The organism is Wenzhouxiangella psychrophila (assembly GCF_042310375.1).
In the GTDB taxonomy this organism is placed as follows: Bacteria; Pseudomonadota; Gammaproteobacteria; order Xanthomonadales; family Wenzhouxiangellaceae; genus Wenzhouxiangella.
Genome location: NZ_JBHJMQ010000002.1, coordinates 183,313 through 202,378, shown reverse-complemented (window position 1 = coordinate 202,378; position 19,066 = coordinate 183,313). Strand labels below are relative to the sequence as shown.

16 protein-coding genes, 2 tRNA genes and 1 other RNA gene are annotated in these 19,066 nt (G+C 62.8%); 13 read left to right on the top strand and 6 right to left on the bottom strand.

Going from position 1 to position 19,066, the window contains the following annotated elements; genetic code table 11:
- Position 1: 1 nt before the first annotated feature.
- Positions 2-1,672, bottom strand: a complete 1,671-nt coding sequence (gene dnaX, locus ACDC66_RS03565) for a DNA polymerase III subunit gamma/tau (RefSeq protein WP_376695301.1) — start codon at positions 1,670-1,672, stop codon at positions 2-4.
- A gap of 175 nt (positions 1,673-1,847) precedes the next feature.
- On the opposite strand from dnaX, the gene ffs reads away from it, so the two are divergent.
- Positions 1,848-1,945: signal recognition particle sRNA small type (gene ffs, locus ACDC66_RS03560), an RNA gene on the top strand.
- A 27-nt stretch (positions 1,946-1,972) separates the two neighbouring features.
- Here the strand turns inward: ffs and ACDC66_RS03555 are convergent.
- The 5 genes from ACDC66_RS03555 to ACDC66_RS03535 all read right to left on the bottom strand — a co-directional run bounded on the left by ACDC66_RS03555 (position 1,973) and on the right by ACDC66_RS03535 (position 6,671).
- Positions 1,973-3,790 (bottom strand): polysaccharide deacetylase family protein, encoded by a 1,818-nt coding sequence (locus ACDC66_RS03555; RefSeq protein WP_376695300.1) that lies wholly within the window; start codon positions 3,788-3,790, stop codon positions 1,973-1,975.
- A 168-nt stretch (positions 3,791-3,958) separates the two neighbouring features.
- Positions 3,959-4,048: transfer RNA gene (locus tag ACDC66_RS03550), tRNA-Ser, on the bottom strand.
- Positions 4,049-4,379: 331 nt separating this feature from the next.
- Positions 4,380-4,470, bottom strand: a tRNA-Ser gene (locus ACDC66_RS03545).
- Positions 4,471-4,970: 500 nt separating this feature from the next.
- Positions 4,971-5,816: an SAM-dependent methyltransferase gene (locus ACDC66_RS03540; RefSeq protein ID WP_376695299.1), complete on the bottom strand. Its 846-nt coding sequence runs from the start codon at positions 5,814-5,816 to the stop codon at positions 4,971-4,973.
- Positions 5,817-6,671 (bottom strand): glycine/sarcosine N-methyltransferase, encoded by an 855-nt coding sequence (locus ACDC66_RS03535; protein ID WP_376695298.1) that lies wholly within the window; start codon positions 6,669-6,671, stop codon positions 5,817-5,819.
- Positions 6,672-7,272: 601 nt separating this feature from the next.
- Between ACDC66_RS03535 and pilM the strand changes: the two genes are divergently transcribed.
- The 12 genes from pilM to ACDC66_RS03475 are packed head-to-tail and all read left to right on the top strand — an operon-like array spanning position 7,273 to position 18,854.
- Entirely contained in the window at positions 7,273-8,160 is an 888-nt protein-coding gene (gene pilM, locus ACDC66_RS03530; RefSeq protein WP_376695297.1) for a pilus assembly protein PilM, read from the top strand.
- A complete protein-coding gene (locus tag ACDC66_RS03525) occupies positions 8,157-8,762 on the top strand; it encodes a PilN domain-containing protein (protein WP_376695296.1) in 606 nt (201 codons plus the stop codon). The genes pilM and ACDC66_RS03525 overlap by 4 nt, the downstream gene beginning before the upstream one ends.
- Complete coding sequence (locus tag ACDC66_RS03520; protein WP_376695295.1) at positions 8,759-9,412, top strand: hypothetical protein; 654 nt, start codon at positions 8,759-8,761, stop codon at positions 9,410-9,412. The genes ACDC66_RS03525 and ACDC66_RS03520 overlap by 4 nt, the downstream gene beginning before the upstream one ends.
- An 8-nt stretch (positions 9,413-9,420) precedes the next feature.
- Complete coding sequence (locus ACDC66_RS03515; RefSeq protein WP_376695294.1) at positions 9,421-9,765, top strand: hypothetical protein; 345 nt, start codon at positions 9,421-9,423, stop codon at positions 9,763-9,765.
- An 8-nt stretch (positions 9,766-9,773) separates the two neighbouring features.
- The gene (mshL, locus tag ACDC66_RS03510; RefSeq protein ID WP_376695293.1) at positions 9,774-11,528 is read left to right on the top strand and encodes a pilus (MSHA type) biogenesis protein MshL; all 1,755 of its coding nucleotides are present in this window, start codon (positions 9,774-9,776) and stop codon (positions 11,526-11,528) included.
- A gap of 22 nt (positions 11,529-11,550) precedes the next feature.
- Complete coding sequence (locus ACDC66_RS03505; RefSeq protein ID WP_376695292.1) at positions 11,551-12,465, top strand: ExeA family protein; 915 nt, start codon at positions 11,551-11,553, stop codon at positions 12,463-12,465.
- Positions 12,462-13,622 carry a tetratricopeptide repeat protein gene (locus ACDC66_RS03500; protein WP_376695291.1) on the top strand — a complete coding sequence of 387 codons (1,161 nt, stop codon included), beginning with the start codon at positions 12,462-12,464 and terminating at the stop codon, positions 13,620-13,622. The genes ACDC66_RS03505 and ACDC66_RS03500 overlap by 4 nt, the downstream gene beginning before the upstream one ends.
- Complete coding sequence (locus tag ACDC66_RS03495; RefSeq protein ID WP_376695290.1) at positions 13,619-15,385, top strand: GspE/PulE family protein; 1,767 nt, start codon at positions 13,619-13,621, stop codon at positions 15,383-15,385. Before ACDC66_RS03500 ends, ACDC66_RS03495 begins: the two co-directional genes overlap by 4 nt.
- Positions 15,385-16,608, top strand: coding sequence for a type II secretion system F family protein (locus ACDC66_RS03490; RefSeq protein WP_376695289.1), 1,224 nt, complete (start codon positions 15,385-15,387; stop codon positions 16,606-16,608). Before ACDC66_RS03495 ends, ACDC66_RS03490 begins: the two co-directional genes overlap by 1 nt.
- Entirely contained in the window at positions 16,592-17,191 is a 600-nt protein-coding gene (locus tag ACDC66_RS03485; RefSeq protein WP_376695288.1) for a hypothetical protein, read from the top strand. Before ACDC66_RS03490 ends, ACDC66_RS03485 begins: the two co-directional genes overlap by 17 nt.
- Positions 17,188-18,321, top strand: a complete 1,134-nt coding sequence (locus ACDC66_RS03480) for a GGDEF domain-containing protein (protein ID WP_376695287.1) — start codon at positions 17,188-17,190, stop codon at positions 18,319-18,321. Before ACDC66_RS03485 ends, ACDC66_RS03480 begins: the two co-directional genes overlap by 4 nt.
- Positions 18,321-18,854 (top strand): hypothetical protein, encoded by a 534-nt coding sequence (locus ACDC66_RS03475; protein WP_376695286.1) that lies wholly within the window; start codon positions 18,321-18,323, stop codon positions 18,852-18,854. Before ACDC66_RS03480 ends, ACDC66_RS03475 begins: the two co-directional genes overlap by 1 nt.
- Positions 18,855-19,066: the final 212 nt, after the last annotated feature.

The window sequence follows — 19,066 nt, the reverse complement described above, 5'->3', positions numbered from 1 at the left end:
GTCAGTGGCTCCGTGTATTGATCGGACGAATGGACTCACGCACGACTTCCGCGTCGAACTGCTCGACAAGGCGTTGCACGAAAGGATCGGAGTCGATGGCTTCTTCGGCCTCCGCCTGTGTCCGCGCAATCTGCTTTTCCTCGAGCATGGCGGGCGTGGCCAGCTGAGTGTCGTCAACCGGCTGGATGGTGATTCTCAGCTGCTCACCGGCCCACTCGGCCATGGCCTCTTCCAGCGCCTTTCGGAATCGTTCACTGATGAGCACCATGTCGTCACGCGCAGCCGTAAATTCGACTTTGGGGCGATCGAAGTGATCGACAACCAGCATCGCGGCCACCGTCCGGAAAGAATCAGTCAAGGGCAGTTCCTCGAGCACCTGCGGCCAGGTATCGGAATTCAATGCCGTAGCCGGTTGCGATACCCGAGCAGGACGCTCGACGGGCGGCTGGGGCTCCGTCACTTGTTCGACAGGAGCCCCGGCCTGCGCCTGAGCCCGGGGAGGCGGGGCACCACCGGCAGAAGACGCTCCGGCGGCCTGGCCGGACGAAGCTTTGGCACCCCCCTGAGATTCACCTGATCCAGCAACCGGCTCCGCGGGCTGAAAGGCGAACATGCGCAATATCGTCATCTCGCAACCGCTGCGCTCCGACGGTGCCAGGGAAAGATCACGCCGGCCGGTAATCGCGATCTGATACCACAACTGCACGTCTTCCGGATCGAGCCGGCCGGACAGCTCGACCAGCTCGTCCCAATCGGCCCGGCTGTCGTCACGGTAGTCGGGCAGCTGCTGGATCAGGGCGATCCGATGCAGTGCTTCCGCCAGGTCGGCCAGCAGCTGGCCCATGCCACGTGCCTGGGCGAAGACCTCGCCGACGGACGCAATGGCCGAAGCCGCGTCGTTGTCGGCCAGACCTTCCAGAATTTCGTGAACATGGCGCTGCTCGACGCTGCCGAGCATGTCTCGCACATCGTCCTCCAGGAGCTTGGCGCTGCCCGCCAGCGCCTGGTCGAGCAGGCTCAATCCGTCACGCATGCTGCCGTCAGCCGCACGCGCCAGCAAATCGACGGCGGCGTCCTCGGCCCCGATGCCCTCGGCTTCGAGAACCTTGCGGATCTGACCGCCGATTTCCTCGGTATTGAGCCGGCGCAGATTGAACTGCAGGCAGCGCGACAGGATGGTGACGGGAATCTGCTGCGGATCGGTCGTCGCCAGCACGAACTTGACGTGGTCCGGCGGCTCCTCGAGCGTCTTGAGCAGAGCGTTGAAGCTGTGCCGCGAGAGCATGTGGACTTCGTCGATCAGGTAGACCTTGAAGCGCCCTCGGGTCGGTGCGTACTGAACGTTGTCGAGAATCTCGCGGGTGTCGTCGACCTTGGTGCGCGAGGCGGCGTCGATCTCGAGCAGGTCGACGAAGCGGCCTTCGTCGATGGCCACACAGTTCTCGCACTCACCGCAGGGCGTACTGGTGATGCCCTGCTCGCAGTTGAGCGACTTGGCCAGGATGCGTGCGATGGTGGTCTTGCCCACACCGCGCGTGCCGGTAAAGAGGAAGGCGTGATGGACACGCCCCTCGGACAGGCCGTTGCCGAGCACTTTGACCACGTGCGACTGGCCGACCAGCTCGGAGAAATTCCGGGGGCGCCACTTTCGGGCTATGACTTGATAACTCACTGAAATAAAATCACTTTGCTGTCGTTTATTACTTGCGAAGACCGGTTCCGGTTCGCGCCCGGAAACCCGTCCGAGTTTACACGATCACATCTTCAGCGAGACTCGAAGCCCGGGTCCGGGAACACAATCGGCTTGTCAGGTAGCGAGTAGCAGTGGGATAATGACCGCTGGCCTCCACCGGTCTTCCCACACTGGTCTTCTCGCGAACCCCGTCAGGCCCGGAAGGGAGCAGCGGCAGCGGGTTGACCGGGTGCTGGGGTCGGGCTGGTGGGGGCCTTCTTCTTTTCTCGGCGCCCCCGCTCAGGAACCGAAGTCGTCCCTGAACAGCCGGTCCTCGAAGATCACCTCCAGCCGGGCGCTTGCGCCGGCTTCGAGACGCTCGATGACCGCTACGAGGAACCGGGCCTGACCGTGTTCGCGCTCCAGCAACGGGACACGCCTGCCGTCGAGGCGGGCCGCCCACGAGCCGTAATTGCCGGCCGGCGCCCGGATCCAGATCGAGACGCCTTCGACCGCTCGCGAACCCGGATTGCCTGCAAGCACAGCCAGCCTGCCGGACGGGGCGGGAACGGTTTCGACCTCGAGCTGACGGCGCTGCCGCCACCAGCCGGCCACATCGTCCTGACGCGCCATCCAGACGTCGCCACGCTCGATGGCCCGGGAAAGGACGCTCTCGACCACGCCCAGGTGATCTTCGACTACCCACGGGTGGTTGAGCCAGGAAAACATGCCGCGGCGCGCGAGCACATAATCGAGCTTGTCATTCCAGATGATCTCGGCCTGCTCGTCCGACAGGCCGTATTTCTCGAACAGGTGCCAGTCCATGGGCATCGACGGGGGCAACTGCACCAGGCCACCGAGCCCATAGGGCAAGGTCACGTTGCTCCAGACATCCGCATCGCCGGCATCATAGCCAATGTCCAACTCCTGAAGCACGCTCCACGTATGCCGGTTCTGCGATAGATAGGGAGCGCGAAATCCTCGCACGTCGCCCGTTGCCAGCATGGGATCGATGATGTCGAGCATATCGCCCAGTCGCTGCCGCTGGGTGGCTTCATCGTCGTTGAGGAAACTGGTGTGGATGTCGCCATGTCCGCCGACCTCGGATCCGGCCGAAATGATCGCCTGAACCACCCCGGGATGCTCCTGGGCACCCTCGGTACCGGCATCCCCGCCCTGCCGGCCGACAATGTAGAAGGTCCCGAATCGCTCCAGACCGAGTTTGTCGAACACCGCCAGCAACGCTGGTACCGCCGTGACCATGGCCGCTTTCTCGGTATCGCCGGTCCAGCTGAGTGCGCCCGTGTGGCCGTTCGGCCAGAAACCCAGTTCGACCACCGGCTCGTGCCGGGCCAGCCACTCGACGGCATTGACCACCACCGTGCGCCACGATCTCGGCCAATCCCAGGACTTGTAGATGCCCGGCAACGCGCCACTGTAGATTGCCTGACCCTGGCCGTAATCATGGACCGTTATCGCGGCCGCCGTATCGTCCGCCGCCCAGGAATCGTTCATGTTGCGCCAGTAGCCGACGACTTCAGCGCCGGCCACACTGGGCACGTAGCCGGGCCATCGATCGACATTTGGTTCGTCGATATCGTAGAAATGGCGCACGATCGCCGGCAGCTGGGAAGCCGGCAGCGGCGGGCCGGAGGCAATCGGTCCCGCCCAGCCGATCCCGTGAGTGATCGCGTGACCGGGCTCGAAACGGACGTCGGTGAACGCTTCACCGGTTACGAGACTGACCGAATGCAGCCCCAGAACCGGAAGCACCCCCTCTGCCGACCGTCCGGTGGCCAGGAGATTACCGCCCTGCTCCACCCAGTCGGCAAGCCGTGCGGCACCGCTGCCTTCATCGTCCCCCATGTCAAGGTGACAGGCAACGAGCACGGGAGTGTCGAATTCGAGGTCGGAGAGAGCGGTAGTCGCCAGGTCGACGCGTCGTCTGGCCATGCGCACTTCTTCGAGTGCCGCCGCGATGCCGTCACAATCCGCGACCGAAGCCGGCATTGTCGAGTCATGCACTAACGTTGCAGTCGCCGGCAAGGCGATATTGCTGCACAGCATTGCCGCCAGCGAGGCCATCAAACTGGCCGCCGATAGACGTGATGTTCCCATGCCCCCTTTCGTTCTCCTTTTTTGTGCTGGTGGCGGAGAGGGAGGGATTACTACACCGGCCTACCGGCCGGCTCGTGAGCTCGCTTCGCTCGGTTCGAACCGGCATTCTCATCCGTATTCCCCACTCCCATATCCTCAAAAATGCCGCTAAAGCGGGATTTTTGAGGATGGCGGAGAGGGAGGGATTCGAACCCTCGAAGGGCGCTAGCCCTTGCCGGTTTTCAAGACCGGTGCATTCAACCGCTCTGCCACCTCTCCGTCCTGAAGGGGGAATTGTAAACTAAACGCTTGAGTGAATTCCTGCGAAGGCGTGCCCACCCAGACCCCGGTTGAGGAGGATTCAGGGGTCGGGGGTCGGGGAAGGTACAGGCGTGCGGTCTCTCTGCCCCCTGACCCCTAAGTCCTGACCCGTAGCGCAGAGAGGGAAGGATTACTGCGCGGCCTTTCGGCCGCTTGCCCTTCGGGCTGTCGCTTCGATCCAGCGAGCTCGCCGCGCTGTTGCGCGGCTCGGTTCGAACCGGGGTTCTCATCCGGGATCCCCGCTCCCCGATTAACAAAAAACCCGCCACATGGGCGGGTTTTTCGTTAATGGCGGAGAGGGAGGGATTCGAACCCTCGGTACGGGAAAACCGTACACTCGCTTTCCAGGCGAGCCCATTCGACCGCTCTGGCACCTCTCCAAAACTGCTCGTATTGTAACTTCCGAATCTAGCCCTCGAATCTCCTCAAAGGGCGAGCCTCATTCACCCGATCATGCGATCGGAGCGGTTTTCAGACCGTGTCAACGGGCTGAAAGAAGTGCCGATCGCATTCCTCAGCAGGAGCCCATTCGACCGCTCTGGCACCTCTCCTAAAACTACTTAAATTGTAACTACTGACTCCGCCCCTCGAAGCACCTCAAGGGCGAGCCTGATCGCCTCATCATGTGCCGGGAGCGGCGTTCAGGCCGTCGAAGACGGGCTGAAAAAAGGGCCCGGCACATTCCAAAGCAGCCGGCCGCATTCCGAAGCAGGAGCCCATTCGACCGCTCTGGCATCTCTAGCAGCCCACAGGTACTCAAGGCTCGACTCGGCGCAAACGACCATTGTACCTAATCAGCGCAAATCAAACCAAGCCCGATGGGCACAATCGTTGGGTACTTGGTGCTTCGAATCTGAAAATTACTGCGTCCGGGCAAGAATCACTCCGGCTTGCGGAACACAAAGATCCCCCACTCCAGGTCGCCCTGCTGGCCACCATCCACCCAGTGTTGCAGGCCGGCTTTCATCTTTTCGATGTAGCCGTCGCTGACGCCGCGGTCGCGGAGTTCGTTCTCGCTGGCTTCGAGCTCCCGCTTGACGCGGGCATAGTGACGCGGCAACTGCTCGCCGTGATCCTCCCAGACAAGCTCCTCGAGACCGAGATTCGTCAACGTCTCGCGATAGAACCCCGGAGAGCCCAGGGAATCAAGATGAATCCGGTCGTAGATGGGCTGCAGGCGAGCCGGATCGGCGTCGTCGGACTGCATCGGGTCGGTGAAGATCAGGCGTCCACCGGGCTTGAGTACCCGGGCGGCTTCGGCGCACACTCGGGCCCGGTCGCCGGAATGCAGGAACGCGTCCTGCGACCAGACGACGTCGAAGCTGGCTTCGTCATAGTCGAGATTGGTGAAATCGCCGTCGACCACCTCGATCCGGTCGGCAAGGCCCTGCTCCCGGTTCTTCTCGCGATCGCGGACATTCTCGACCTCGCTGAGATTCAGCGCCACACATTGGCAACCGAACCGCCTGGCAAGGTAACGCATGGAACCGCCGTAGCCGGCCCCGAGATCAAGGACGCGGTGGCTCGAATCGAGCGATCCAAGAACCTCGGCCATACGCTGGACGGTTCGGCGACTGGCGTCGGCGATCGGCTCGTCATCGGAGCGATAGATGCCGACATGGATGTCCTCGCCGCCCCAGACGTGGAAGTAGAAATTGTCGGCATCCTCGCTGTTGTAGTAATCACGGGCCGTCTGCACGACCCGGGAGTAAGCCTGGCTATTCATTCATTCCTCCTTGTCTGTTTCCTTGTCCGCTTCTTCCGGGCTGCGATAGCGCTTTTCGGCGACATGAACGAAGAAGTCCGGATCTTCGCCGGTTGCGCCGGAGTCTTCCTCGAAATCGGAATAGGTCGTGACCTGCTGGAACCCCACTTCCCGCATCAGCCTGCGCGTGTAATCGCGACGCAGCGGAAACATGTTCAGATGAAAGACGGACTCGTCCGGAAAGGTGTATCGGAAGCGCGCCAGCCCGTTGTCGATCGACTCGGGCTCGGCACTGACCTGGCGGCCACAGTAGTAGTACTTGTGCGTCGATGAAAAGCCGTGATCGAGCATGGCATCGTAATTTCTCTGGTCCAGTATCAGGCAGCCGTCGTGCTTGAGCGTGGCGTAGAACTCGGCCAGCGCCTTACGGCGGTCATGTTCGGAAAACAGGTGGGTGAACGAATTGCCGAGGCAGATCACCGCGTCGTAGGTCGCATGCACGTCCTGGTTGAGCCAGCGCCAGTCGGCCTGGATCGCGCGCAGGATATGATCACGCCTGCGACCATTCTCGAATGCCTTGGCCAGCATCTCGGCCGACCCGTCGACACTGCAGACCTCGAAACCCTCCTCGATCAAGCGAACCGAGTGAAACCCAGTGCCCGCGGCGACGTCGAGAATGCGCTTGGCGCCACGTTCCTTGAGCAGGCGAACGAAGAAGTCACCCTCGCTTTTGTAGCGCGCATCCCAGTCGATAAGTTCGTCCCATTTGTCGACGAAGCGGTGCACGTATTCTTTCTGGTAGTGATTGGTGTCGCGTACCTCTACCGGGTCGCGGCCGAAATCCTGCTTTTCGGTTGAATGTGCCTGATGCGGCATAGTTCTGGCTTTCTCCTGATTGCTCGCTGTGAGATCCACCGCCAGCCACGGGAGCAGCATTCCGCCGAAGCCTCGGCACTCACCCCATTGGAGGCGAAACGAATAGCGCGGTCGTAATGCAATCGGACGCCGGAGCCGGCGGAACGCCAGCGATACTAACAAGTTGCCCCCGGAGTTGCAGACGCCCACCGCCGTTCAATGACCAGGGGTTCTGTCGAGCGTCATCGATTGGGGCCTTCGAGCGCCGATGAGCTCTCATTTTAAGTGCTGCACGTCACATTTAGACAAGCTAAATGAGAGGCAAAGCGCTGACTTCCCTCCGGGGGCACATCTCTTGTAGAAAAAAGAGTAGTTCGATTACCGTCGGCAGCAAGACGCATGTCGGGAATATCAATTGACCCGCCCATGCCCTTGCGATACATTTCACAACCTGATCAATTGCTTGCCAAGCTTTTATCACTACTGCTTTGGCTCGGGTTACAGCGATGGCAACAACTATTCATGTGCCCGCATCCGGACACGCCTCGCTGCGGAATCCGAAGCCAGCACTAAAGGGGAAATAGACTTGAATCCGTTTCGGAAGCGCGCCCGGAGCCATGCGGTGACAGGGTTGCACCTGACGCCGCGTCTGCTGACTGCCGCTTCGGTCGACCACCAGCGCGGACGCAAGCCACGCCTGCTGTCCGCGAACTGCGAGGAGTTGACCGGCAACCACGACCTGGACAAAACGCTGCGTAACGTCTCACCCGGCCGTCATGCGCCCGTGAACCTGGTGCTGGCCGAGGGACAGTACGAGCTGCTTCTGGTCGAAGCCCCCCGCGTCGAGCCCTCGGAGTTGCGCGCCGCCGTGCGCTGGAAAGTGCGCAACCTGATCGACTTTCACATCGACGACGCCGTCATCGACGTGTTCGAAATCCCCGGCCAGGGAAATCGTCCCCAGGGCCAGGCCATGATGTACGCAGTTGCAGCCCGTTCCCGGGAACTGCGCGAGCACATCGATCTCGTCGAGGCTTCGGACCTCAATCTGAAAGTCATCGACATTACCGAAATGGCGCTTCGCAACCTGGCTGCACGGCTCGATGAGGATGTTCGCGGCGTGGCCATGCTCTACCTCGACGAAAACCACGGCATCCTCACCATTACCCGCCAGGGCAGCCTCTATCTAAGCCGCCGGCTCGAAACCGGCACGTCGCAGCTGTTCGAAGAACCCGAAGCATCATTCGATCAGATCGCCCTCGAAGTCCAGCGCTCGCTCGACTATTACGACAGCCACTACGGCCAGCCGCCGGTTGCGGCCTTGAGTATTCTGCCGGGCTTTGCCTCGCACGAAGCGCTGGTCGAGTCGCTCGCCGACGGCCTCAACCTGCAGGTCGACGGCTATCAGCCGGAAAACGTGATTACCAGCGAGGTCGAGTTGCCGAACCAACATCTGGCCGAGTTCCTGATCGCGCTCGGCGGCGCTTTGCGTCAAGAGGAGGTGAGTCTGTGAGCCAGCAGATCAACCTCTACCAGCCGATATTCCGCAAGGAACGGATTGTCTTCTCGGCCCAGACCATCGCCTGGCTTTCACTGGGCCTGGTCATTCTTCTGGTGCTCTGGTCGGTATTGATCGGCCAGCGCGTGAACGGGCTCGAGGCCGAACTCGAGCGGCAACAACAGGCCGAGCAGCGCGCGATCGGGCAAGTCGCCGAACTGCAGTCGAGCATGCCGCCGACAGAACCCGACGGTGCGCTACAGGCTCAGATCGAACGTCTGCAAGCCCGGCGTGATGGCCTGCGGGAGAGCCTGACTGCCCTCCAGCGCCGTATGCCGGCAGCCGAAGTCGACCTGCTCGCGCGGCTCGATGCACTATCCGCCGAAATTCCCGACGGTCTCTGGCTCACCGGCCTGCTGATGGCCGACCAGGGACAAACGCTCACTGTAGACGGCAATGCCCTCGAAGCCAGGCTTGTACCGGCCTGGCTGACCCAATTGTCTGCCGTGGAGCAATTTTCCGGCCTGGGCTTTCGGCAAATTCGGCTGAGAGAGCGGTCGGACGGGCAGCCAGGCGTCCAGTTCACGATCTCGACCGCGGCGGAGGAAACGCCATGACCCTGCGTGCGCGCCTGAGAAAGATTGCCGAACGCGTCAACGCCCTGAGCCTGCGCGAGCGAGCCCTGCTATTGCTGGCTGCGTGCGCGGTGATTTTTCTGATCTGGGATTTCTCCACCATGCAGCCCCTGGGCCAGCGACAGGAAGCGGTACGCACGGAACTGCAGAATGTTCGTGAACGCGTAAGCGATCTGACCCGCAACCTGCAGCAACTCGCCGCCGAGCGGAGCCACGACCCGAATCGCCAGCTGATCACCGAGCGCGATGCCCTGCAGTCCGAAATCGACGAACTCGAGACCCGCCTGGCTGAGCGGCATGGTGGCATCGCCTCACCTGAAGAATCGGTCTCGGTCCTGGCCGGACTGCTGGCCCGGCGGGCGGGCGTGGACATCGTCGAACTGGAGAATATCCCGCCGGGACGGCTCGAAAGCGCCTCCGGCAACCCCGTGCCCGGCCTGTTCGTGCACCGGGTCCGCGTCGTTATCGAAAGTGACTTCGACGGCATCCGCAATTATCTCGACCAGACATCCGGATTGCCACGTGGCGTATTCTGGGAGTCGCTGGAGCTGACCGTCGATCAATGGCCCACCAACCGGATCGAATTGATTCTCTACAGCGTCACGCTCGACGACCGCTGGCTGGGAGTATGAAAATGCGAATGACCTGGATTGCTCTTTTGATGATGTCGCCGGCCCTGGCGCTCGGCCAGGGCGAGCTTCGCGACCCCACCCGTCCACCAACGCAGGGCGAGATCGATGCCTGGTTCGGCGACGGCCCCGGCCCCGGACAAAGCGCGCCATTTCAACTTCAGTCCATCCTGCTGGCCCCAAAGCGTCGCATTGCCGTCATCGACGGTCAGCGCCTGCGACTGGGCGAGACCGTGGACAATGCCGAGGTCATGCTTATTGAACCCGGCCGCGTCGTGCTCGAACGCAACGGCGAGAGAATCGAACTGACGATCGAGACGCACCTGACCAACAACAACGACGGATCCGGAAACTGATGCTGCCCATGGAACACCAATCTTTACGCCTGATCGCCCTCGCGATATTGACCACGGGCTTGACCGCCTGCGCCACAACCGGCGATCGGGCCGCGGAAATCGACCGGAACATCAAAAGTGAACTCGAAGCGGCGGCTACCCGCGAAGCGCCGGACGTCGAAGACACTCGGGACCTGCTGATTCCGGATACGGAGCCGGCCTTCGAGCCCCCGCCGGAAGAGCGCTTCGACGTCACGGTCAATAATGCGCCGGCGCGCCAGTTCCTGATGAGCCTGGTGGCCGACACCGATATGAACATGGTGGTCCATCCCGACGTCGACCAGACGATCTCGCTCGAGTTGCGCGACGTAACCGTTGAAGAGGTCATGCAGATCGTGCAGGAAATCTACGGTCTCGAATACCGGCGCAATGAAACCGGTTACATCGTTCGGTCGCCCGAACTGCGAAACCGCGTGTACGAGGTCAACTACCTGGACGTCAATCGCCGCGGCTCCTCCAGGACAAGGGTCAGCTCGGGCCAGGCCACCGAAAACCCCGATGCCCTTGAAAGCGGCGACAGGAACAGAAACCGGAACAGCCAGGGGGATGCCGGGCCCGCCTATCGAACCACCTGGGATGATGAAGGCCGGTTGGTTACCGAAACCGTCCAGAACGGACAAAGCGACCGCAGTGCGGGCACGACCATCAACACCGATTCGGAAGCGAACTTCTGGGGCGGCCTGCAGGTGGCCATCGAGGGCATGCTGGAAGACAGCGAGGATCGCCGCATCATGATCAACCCGCTATCGGGTGTCATTTCGGTTCGCGCCATGCCGCAGGAACATCGCGCCATTGCCGAGCTCCTTGAAGCCATCGAGGGCAGCGTCCAGCGGCAGGTCATCCTCGAAGCGAAGGTGGTTGAAGTCGAGCTGCGCGACGCCTATCAATCCGGCATCAACTGGCAGGCCCTGGAAAACGTGGATGGGCGATTGCTTGGATTCGGCCAGGTTTCCGGTCCCAACGCATTCAGCGACAGCGCTTCAGCCATCAGAGAGCGGCCCTATACGGTCACCCCGGGTGAAGTCGTCCAGGGCTTCGAGACGGGCGCCTTCGGCGGCAGCACTGTTCTCACCGCTGACACGGGCAGCTTCAATGCCTTCATCGAGCTACTCGAAACCCAGGGTGTGACACGCGTGCTATCGAGCCCGCGCGTATCGACGATCAACAACCAGAAAGCCGTCATCAAGGTCGGCACCGACGAGTTCTTCGTGACCGGAGTCACCGGACGAACCTCGACCGGCGCGGCGAGCACCACGGCGGCCAGCTCGGTCGAACTCACACCGTTTTTCTCGGGTATTGCGCTCGACGTCACCCCGCAAATCAGCCGCGAGGGCAACATCATCCTGCACGTCCACCCCACCGTCAGCGAAGTTAAGGACCAGACCAAGACATTCACCGTCGGCGGTGAAGAGGAATCCCTGCCGCTAGCATTCTCCAGCGTGCGCCAGTCCGACAGCATCATCCGCGCCCGCAACGGCCAGGTCGTGGTGATCGGCGGTCTCATGCGCGAATCGTCCGAGCAGAGACGTTTCGGCACACCGGGCTTGAGCCGAATTCCGTTACTGGGCCAGGCCTTCGGAAGTCGCCGGGAAGAAACCGTCAAGACCGAACTGGTCATCCTGCTGCGACCGGTTGTGATCGACTCGCCGCGCACCTGGTCGCGGGAGGCCGAGGGCGCCCTTGACCGGATCGGAGAGATGGGCAGCGATCGGTGGCCGCGCTGATCGTTCACGGGATCCTCTGAATATGTACTGCGAGCACTTCGGACTCAATCAGCGACCGTTCCGGCTGACGCCGCACCTGGCATTCCGCTACCCCGAACCGTCGCAGGCCGAAGCGCTGACGACCCTGCGCGTGGCACTCGAGCAGGGTGAGGGTTTCATCAAGGTGGTCGGTGAGATCGGGCTGGGCAAGACTTTGCTCTGCCGCACCTTGCTCGATGAACTCGACGAGCCTTTCGTCACGGCCTGGCTGCCCGACCCGCACCTCTCGCCGGGCACGCTGCGTTCGGCCCTTGCCCGCGACCTCGGCATCGAACTGCCCAAGCGCCCGACCCAGCAGATCATTCATGAGCGCCTGCAAACCGAGCTGGCGGCCATGGCCTCGCGCGGCCTGCGGCCCGTGCTGCTGATCGACGAAGCACAGGCGCTTCCGGCGAGCACCCTGGAAACCGTCCGACTGCTCACCAACCTCGAAACCGAGCAGCGCAAACTGCTGCAGGTGGTGCTGTTCGGTCAGCCCGAACTGGATCGTCGCCTGGCCATGCCGCAGTTCAGGCAATTGCGGCAACGCATCACCTACTCCTGCCACCTGGAACCGCTCGATCGTGGCGGCGTGATCGGTTACATCGCCCATCGACTCGAGCGCGCGGGCGGCGACGGTCAATTATTTTCCAGCCGCGCCCTTTCGCGCATCGCACGCGCCAGCGGTGGCGTTCCCCGGCTCGTCAATATCCTGGCCGACAAAGCCCTTTTATCGGCCTGGGGCCGCGGCCATGGACGGGTCGGCGCTTATGATGTGCGAAGGGCCATCGGCGACACCGAAGACACGGCCGGCCAGCTTTGGTGGCCCAGGCTGCAACCGGCCGCGAGGGTCGCGGCATTTAGCCTGGCCGCTGTCGGCACTTTCCTGGTGCTGGAGATGTTGCGAGGTGGTGGATGAGCCTGATCAACGACGTTCTCAAGGACCTGGAGCGCCGTGACGCCCCCGAGGCGAGGCAGACGCCCCGCCCCGTCCAGAACCGCCGATCCGGCTCGACGCTGCGTAGCTGGCGTTGGCCACTCTGGCTGTTTGCTGCACTGGCCGTCGGCATCGTCCTGCACCTGAGCCTGAACCAAGGAGGTCCGGCCGTCCGCCCGCAGGAAACCGCACCACTCACGGCACAAGCCGATCCGGTTAAAGAACCACAAGCGGCTACAGATCCTGACCCGAGCGCCGTGAGCGAACAACCGGATTCAGCGACCCGGGTTGAGCAGGACGCTTCGACGTCACCGCCGGCGCAAACGCAGCAACCGGCTCCGGAAACAACCGTGGAGCCGGTTGAAAAGCAACCGCCGCAACAATCTGCGGCAAGCAATGGCGAAACCCGGACGGAGCAACCGGCACCCGCAAGCGCAACAGCACCCGAAGAGCGCAGCACATCGGAGCCTTCGCCCGGGCCGGACCCGGCTCCGGCAACGAGTCAGAGTCAGGCGAAAGACGAAGAGCCCACGATCTCGATCCGCCGCTCGAACCAGAGCCCCGACGCCTCCGATCCCCTGGTCGCGGCCAAGCGTTTCCTGGCCCGCGGGCAGCACCAGCGAGCCGAGTCACGCCTGCGGGAACTGATCGGCGAGCAACCCGGCCTCACCGAAGCCCACGAACTGCTGGCGAACACGCTGATCCGGCAGCGCCGGCACGATAGCGCGATTCGGGTACTCGAAACGGGCCTCGACCAAGCGCGCGATTCCGCCCCGCTGGCCACACTTCTGGGTCGCCTGCTGATGGAACGCGGCGAACTGGCGCGGGCGCGCAGCGTGCTGGCAGCACACGCACCGGCCTTGTCTGAAGCACCGGACTATCATCTGCTCCTGGCCGCAGCCCATCGGCAGTTCGGCGATCACGAGGTAGCGGCCGCGCTCTACCGCGAACTGACCGGGATCCTACCGCGACGGGGTGCTGCATGGATCGGCCTCGGCGCCTCGCTCGAATCACTGCAACGTCAGCAAGAAGCGGTCGAGGCCTACAATCAAGCCCTGGGCGGCGATGATGCCCGTGCGGCGCGCTTCGCGCGCCAGCGACTCAACGCCCTTGAGCCGATTACCGGAGAGATGGAATGAGCAACCTGCGCAAGCCGCGACAGAAAATCCGCCTCGGCGACCTGCTCGTGCAGCACAAGGTCATCTCCGAACGCCAGCTCCAGGAGGCTCTGGGCGAGCAAAAACGATCCGGCCATAAACTGGGCCGCGTGCTGGTGCAGCTTGGCCACGTCACCGAAGACGACCTGCTCGATTTCCTCGGCCGCCAGCTCGATATTCCGGTCATCGACCTCAAGCACTACAACTTCAAGCCCCAGACGGTGCGGCTGCTGCCGGAAACGCACGCCCGCCGCTACCGGGCCATCGTGCTCTCCGAGGATAAAGACAAGCTGACCGTCGGCATGGCCGACCCGACTGACATCTTCGGCTACGACGCGCTGAGGAGCATCCTCAAAAAACCGGTCGACCTGGTACTGGTCCGCGAATCGGATCTGCTGCGAACCATCGATATCGTCTACCGCCGAACCGAGGAAATCTCCTCGCTGGCCGAGGAGCTGGGCGAGGAACTGTCGGGCAGTGACTACGACATCTCCCAGCTTGAGGACGACGAGGGCCAGGTCGATGCACCGGTCATCAAACTGCTGCGCTCGATGTTCGAAGACGCCGTCCAGATCGGCGCCTCCGATATCCATATCGAGCCGGACGAGTCGGTGCTGCGCATTCGACAGCGCGTCGACGGCGAACTGCAGGAACAGATCATCGAGGGACGCCGCGTCGCCTCTGCCCTGGTCACGCGCCTGAAGCTCATGGCCTCGCTCAATATCAGCGAAAAGCGCCTGCCGCAGGACGGCCGCTTCTCGCTGCGGGTCAAGGACCACAACATCGACGTGCGCCTGTCGACTATGCCGATCCAGTACGGCGAGTCGATGGTCATGCGCCTGCTCGACCAGTCGGCCGGCCTGCTCGAACTCGACAGGCTCGGCATTCCGCCCGAAATGGAATCGCGCATCCGTCGCCTCATCAACCGGCCGTCCGGAATGGTTCTGGTTACCGGCCCCACGGGCTCGGGCAAGACCACGACGCTGTATGCCGCGCTCAACCAGATCAACCAGTCCAAGCGCAAGATCATCACGGTCGAGGATCCGGTCGAATACCGCCTGCCGCGGATCAACCAGGTGCAGGTCAACCCCAAGATCGAGCTGGACTTCGCGCGCGTGCTGCGCACCGCCCTGCGACAGGATCCCGACATCATCATGGTGGGCGAAATGCGTGATCGGGAAACAGCCGAAATCGGGCTGCGCGCGGCGATGACCGGCCACCTCGTCCTGTCGACGCTTCACACCAACTCGGCCCCGGCAACCGTCATGCGCCTGGTCGACATGGGCGCCCAGGGTTTCATGGTCGCTGCCGCACTCGACGGCGTGCTGGCCCAGCGCCTGGTTCGACGCGTGTGTGACTCCTGCGGCGAGGACACCGAACCCGACAGCGGGCAACTGGCCTGGGTGCGTTCCCACCTTGGCAAGGAGAAAGCCGAAGGCATGCGCTTCCGTGCCGGAAATGGCTGCGCCTACTGCTCGAATACCGGATACCGTGGGCGTATCGGCGTTTATGAACTGCTGGAAATGGACGAAGAACTCACCGACGCCCTGCGAAAGATGGATACCGCGGAATTCTCCCGGCTGGCCTGCAGCCGCAAGGGCTACCGCCCCCTCATCGATTGTGCGATCGACTACGCCCGCGAAGGCATCACCTCGCTCGAAGAAGTCGTTCGCCTCGCCGGCGGGCTGGATGAATTGCTCGACAGCCAGATGGAGTCGATCACCATGACCGACGAGGCGCCCTGATGAGCGCGTATCAGTACCGGGGACGCAATGCGCGCGGCCAGCTCGTCGACGGCCGCGTGGAGGCCGAGTCCACCGATGCGGTGGCCCAGCAGCTCATGCGGCTCGACATCACGCCGATCGAGATCGAGTCAGCACCCGACGCCGGGGACGAAGGCCGGAGTCTGCGTCAGCGCCTGGGCATGGACATGCCCGGCACCAATGACCTGATCCTGTTTACCCGCCAGATGTTCACCCTGACCAAGGCCGGCGTTCCCATCATCCACGGCCTGCGCAATGTCGCCGAGTCGACCCGCAACCAGCAGCTCCGACATGCCATCGAGGACGTCGTGGAAACGCTGGAATCAGGGCGCGATCTCGCCAGCGGGCTGAGCCAGAACCCGAAGGTTTTCCCGCCCATGTTCGTCAGCATCGTGCGTGTGGGCGAGAACTCCGGCAACCTCGAGCAGGCCTTTTCGCAACTGACCGACTACCTGGAACTCGAACGCGACTTCAGGGCGCGCCTCAAGCAGGCCCTGCGCTATCCGGCCATGGTAATCACGGCCATGTTCATCGCTGTGGCCATCCTGATGGTCTGGGTGATCCCGGTCTTCGCCGACTTCTTTTCGCGCAACGATGCCGAGCTGCCGCTGCCGACAAGAATCATCATCGGGACGTCGAATTTCACGGCTGAATGGTGGTGGGTCATCCTGCTGGTCATCGGCATCGCGCTGCTCGCCTTTCGCGGCTGGATCCGTACCGACACCGGCCGCTATCGCTGGGACCGCCTCAAGCTTCGCTTCCCGGTTGTCGGCCATATCCTGTTCCAGGGCATCATGGCACGCTTCGCGCGGACCTTCGCCATGACCTACCGCTCGGGCGTCCCCCTCATCCAGGGTCTGACCCTGACCGCCCGTGCCATCGAAAACGACTACATCGGCCAGGCGGTCAACGACATGCGCACCGGCATCGAGCGCGGAGAGCCGCTGTCACGGACCGCCGCCGCTACCGGCCTGTTCTCGCCGCTGGTGCTGCAGATGCTCGGCATCGGCGAGGAAACGGGCGACGTCGACTCCATGCTCACCGAGACGGCCGAATACTACGAACGCGAGGTCGACTACGACCTCGATAATCTCAGCGCCTCGATCGAGCCCATCCTGCTGATTTTCCTCGCCATCCTGGTCCTGATCCTGGCGCTGGGCGTCTTTCTACCCATGTGGGATGTGGGAAGTGCCGCGCTGGGCTGAGACAACGAGCAGCCGCTGCCCGAGGGGGACACAGCGGGGCTTTTCCCTGCTGGAGCTCGTTATCGTCATCATCCTGGTGATCCTGCTCTTCCTGGTCGCCTTCGACCGCCTGATGCCGCTTCGCGGCCAGGCCGAAGCGGCACATGTGGCCAGCACCATCGGCACCCTGCGCTCGGCGCTGGGAATGGCCACGGCCGAACGGGTCGTCGACGAAGGCATCTCCGCCTTGCCCGGGCTGGCCGGCGAAAACCCCATGGCCCTGCTTGACGAAGTGCCGGGCAATTACATCGGTGAAATCGAGTCTGCCGACTCCGAAACGGTGCCCCTGGGTAGCTGGTATTTCGAGCGCGACAGTAACCAGCTCGGCTACCGGGTACGTTATCCACAGTATCTTCAGGACCCGGACGATGAAGCCGTTCACCTGGCCTGGCGCGTAACGCTCGGCTTCAACGACAAGAACGAAAACGGCGCCTATGATCCTGATATCGATTCGGCCCACAGCATCGGCCTTCGGTCCCTGCACGATCGAACATGGCAGAATATGAACGTTTCGGAGGCCGCAACCACCAGCAACTCTCAATGAGCGACCAACATCAAACCAGCGATGCGGGCCAGGCCGCAAAATACCAGGTGCGCATGAACCGCTTGCGCATGGCCACGCTTGCCTGGGCGTTATCCGCGGTTCTGACAGCTGCCGCATGGGCGATGGGGCTTCTGGAGATGGGCGCGCTGGAACTGGCCTCGCTGGTGCTTATCGTGCTGGCCGGCCTGCTCTTTTTCCACGTGGCGCTGCGCAGTGGCTGGTCGAATCGTTTTCGCGACCCGAGCATGACCCTGGCCCACATCCTGCTTTCCGTGCTCGTTGGCCTGTGGGTCATCAGCCGAGCCGGGGAAGCCCGCACCATCCTGCTGTTGCTGTTCATCATTTCCACCTTCTTCGGTGCCTTTCAGCTGCGCCAGCGCGAGTTCATGCTGGTGGCCCTGATCGCCGTTGCCGGCTATACCGCCATCACCATTCGCGACCTTTTCACCGAGCGAATCGAAGCTTCCACCCAGGTAATCGTGCTCGAGTTGCTTGGCTTTGCCATGATGATGGTCTGGCTGGCCTGGTTCGGCGCCTATATCGCCCGCATGCGGCGCACACTCAGCCGGCGCAACCGGGAACTGCGGGAAGTTTCTGCCCGGCTACAGCACCTGGCCGAGCACGACGAACTCACCGGCCTGCCCAACCGCCGGCGGCTGATCGCCCGGCTCGAGGCGGCCGCCAAAGTTGCCCGCGACTCCGGGGCAGTCTTCAGTGTCGCCGTACTGGATCTGGATCACTTCAAACGCGTCAACGACCAATATGGCCACCAGGCCGGTGACGAAGTACTGACTGAACTGGCCAATCGTGCATCCGGAGTGCTTCGCGGCGCCGACGCCGTCGTGCGGGTCGACGAAACCGTCGCCGATTTTGGCCGCTTCGGCGGCGAGGAGTTTCTGGCCGTCCTGCCGGATACCGACCTGGCCGGCGCCCGGCTGGCAGCCGAACGTTTGCGCCGGGCAATTGCCGATGAGGTATTTGAAACCACGACCGGGTCGGTCGAGTGCACGACCTCGATCGGGGTGGCCGAGCACCAGCCGGGAGAATCGATCAACCACACGATCGCGCGGGCCGACGAAGCACTCTACCGGGCCAAGCACGACGGCAGAAACCGGGTCGGGAGCGCCTGATGACATCCGAGATTCTCGTGCTGACCACCCTGGTCGTTGTCCTGGTGCTCGCACTCGCCCTGCTCGCCGGCTCGCTCGCCCTGCTGATCACCGCTGGCAAAGCCGGGGAGACCGAACGCGCGGGGCTTCAGCAGGCCTTTCACGAACTCGACAGGCAATGGCGCGTCGAACGCTGGATCTATCGACACCACCGCCCGTTCGGGCTACTCGTGGTACTGGCCGCGCTGGTCAGCATCTGGCAACTGCTCAAGCTTGACCTGCTGAATGCCTTGGCTGCAAGCAATGCCTGGGGCGTATCCGCCTGTGTACTGCTGGGTGGACAAGCCCTCAACCTGGCGGCCGGCATTGTCATCGTCACACGCCCCAGCCTGCTCAAGCCACTGGAAACGCTGAGCAACCGCTGGCACCGTATCGGCGACTTCGAATCAGGGCGCAGCATACCGCCCAGAATCAAGGCCCTGCTGCTGCTCCTGGTCGCCGTTGTCGTCGCCCTGACCAGCGGCCTCCTGCTCGTGTGTACGGTCGCATACTGACCGAAAACCGCGACAAAATCTGACAATCTGCGTCACCGAAAAGTCCGGTTCAGAATGTCAACGCCACCATTGACGGCTGAACCCCCTCAAACCGGGGCATTTCACCGGATCCCGTGCATCTGGCACGCCAAATGCATATACTCACCCGGGTTGCATAAAACCTCGGCGGCCAAGGCCCGGCTGCGGCCCGGCCAGCACTGCCGCCACCAGCA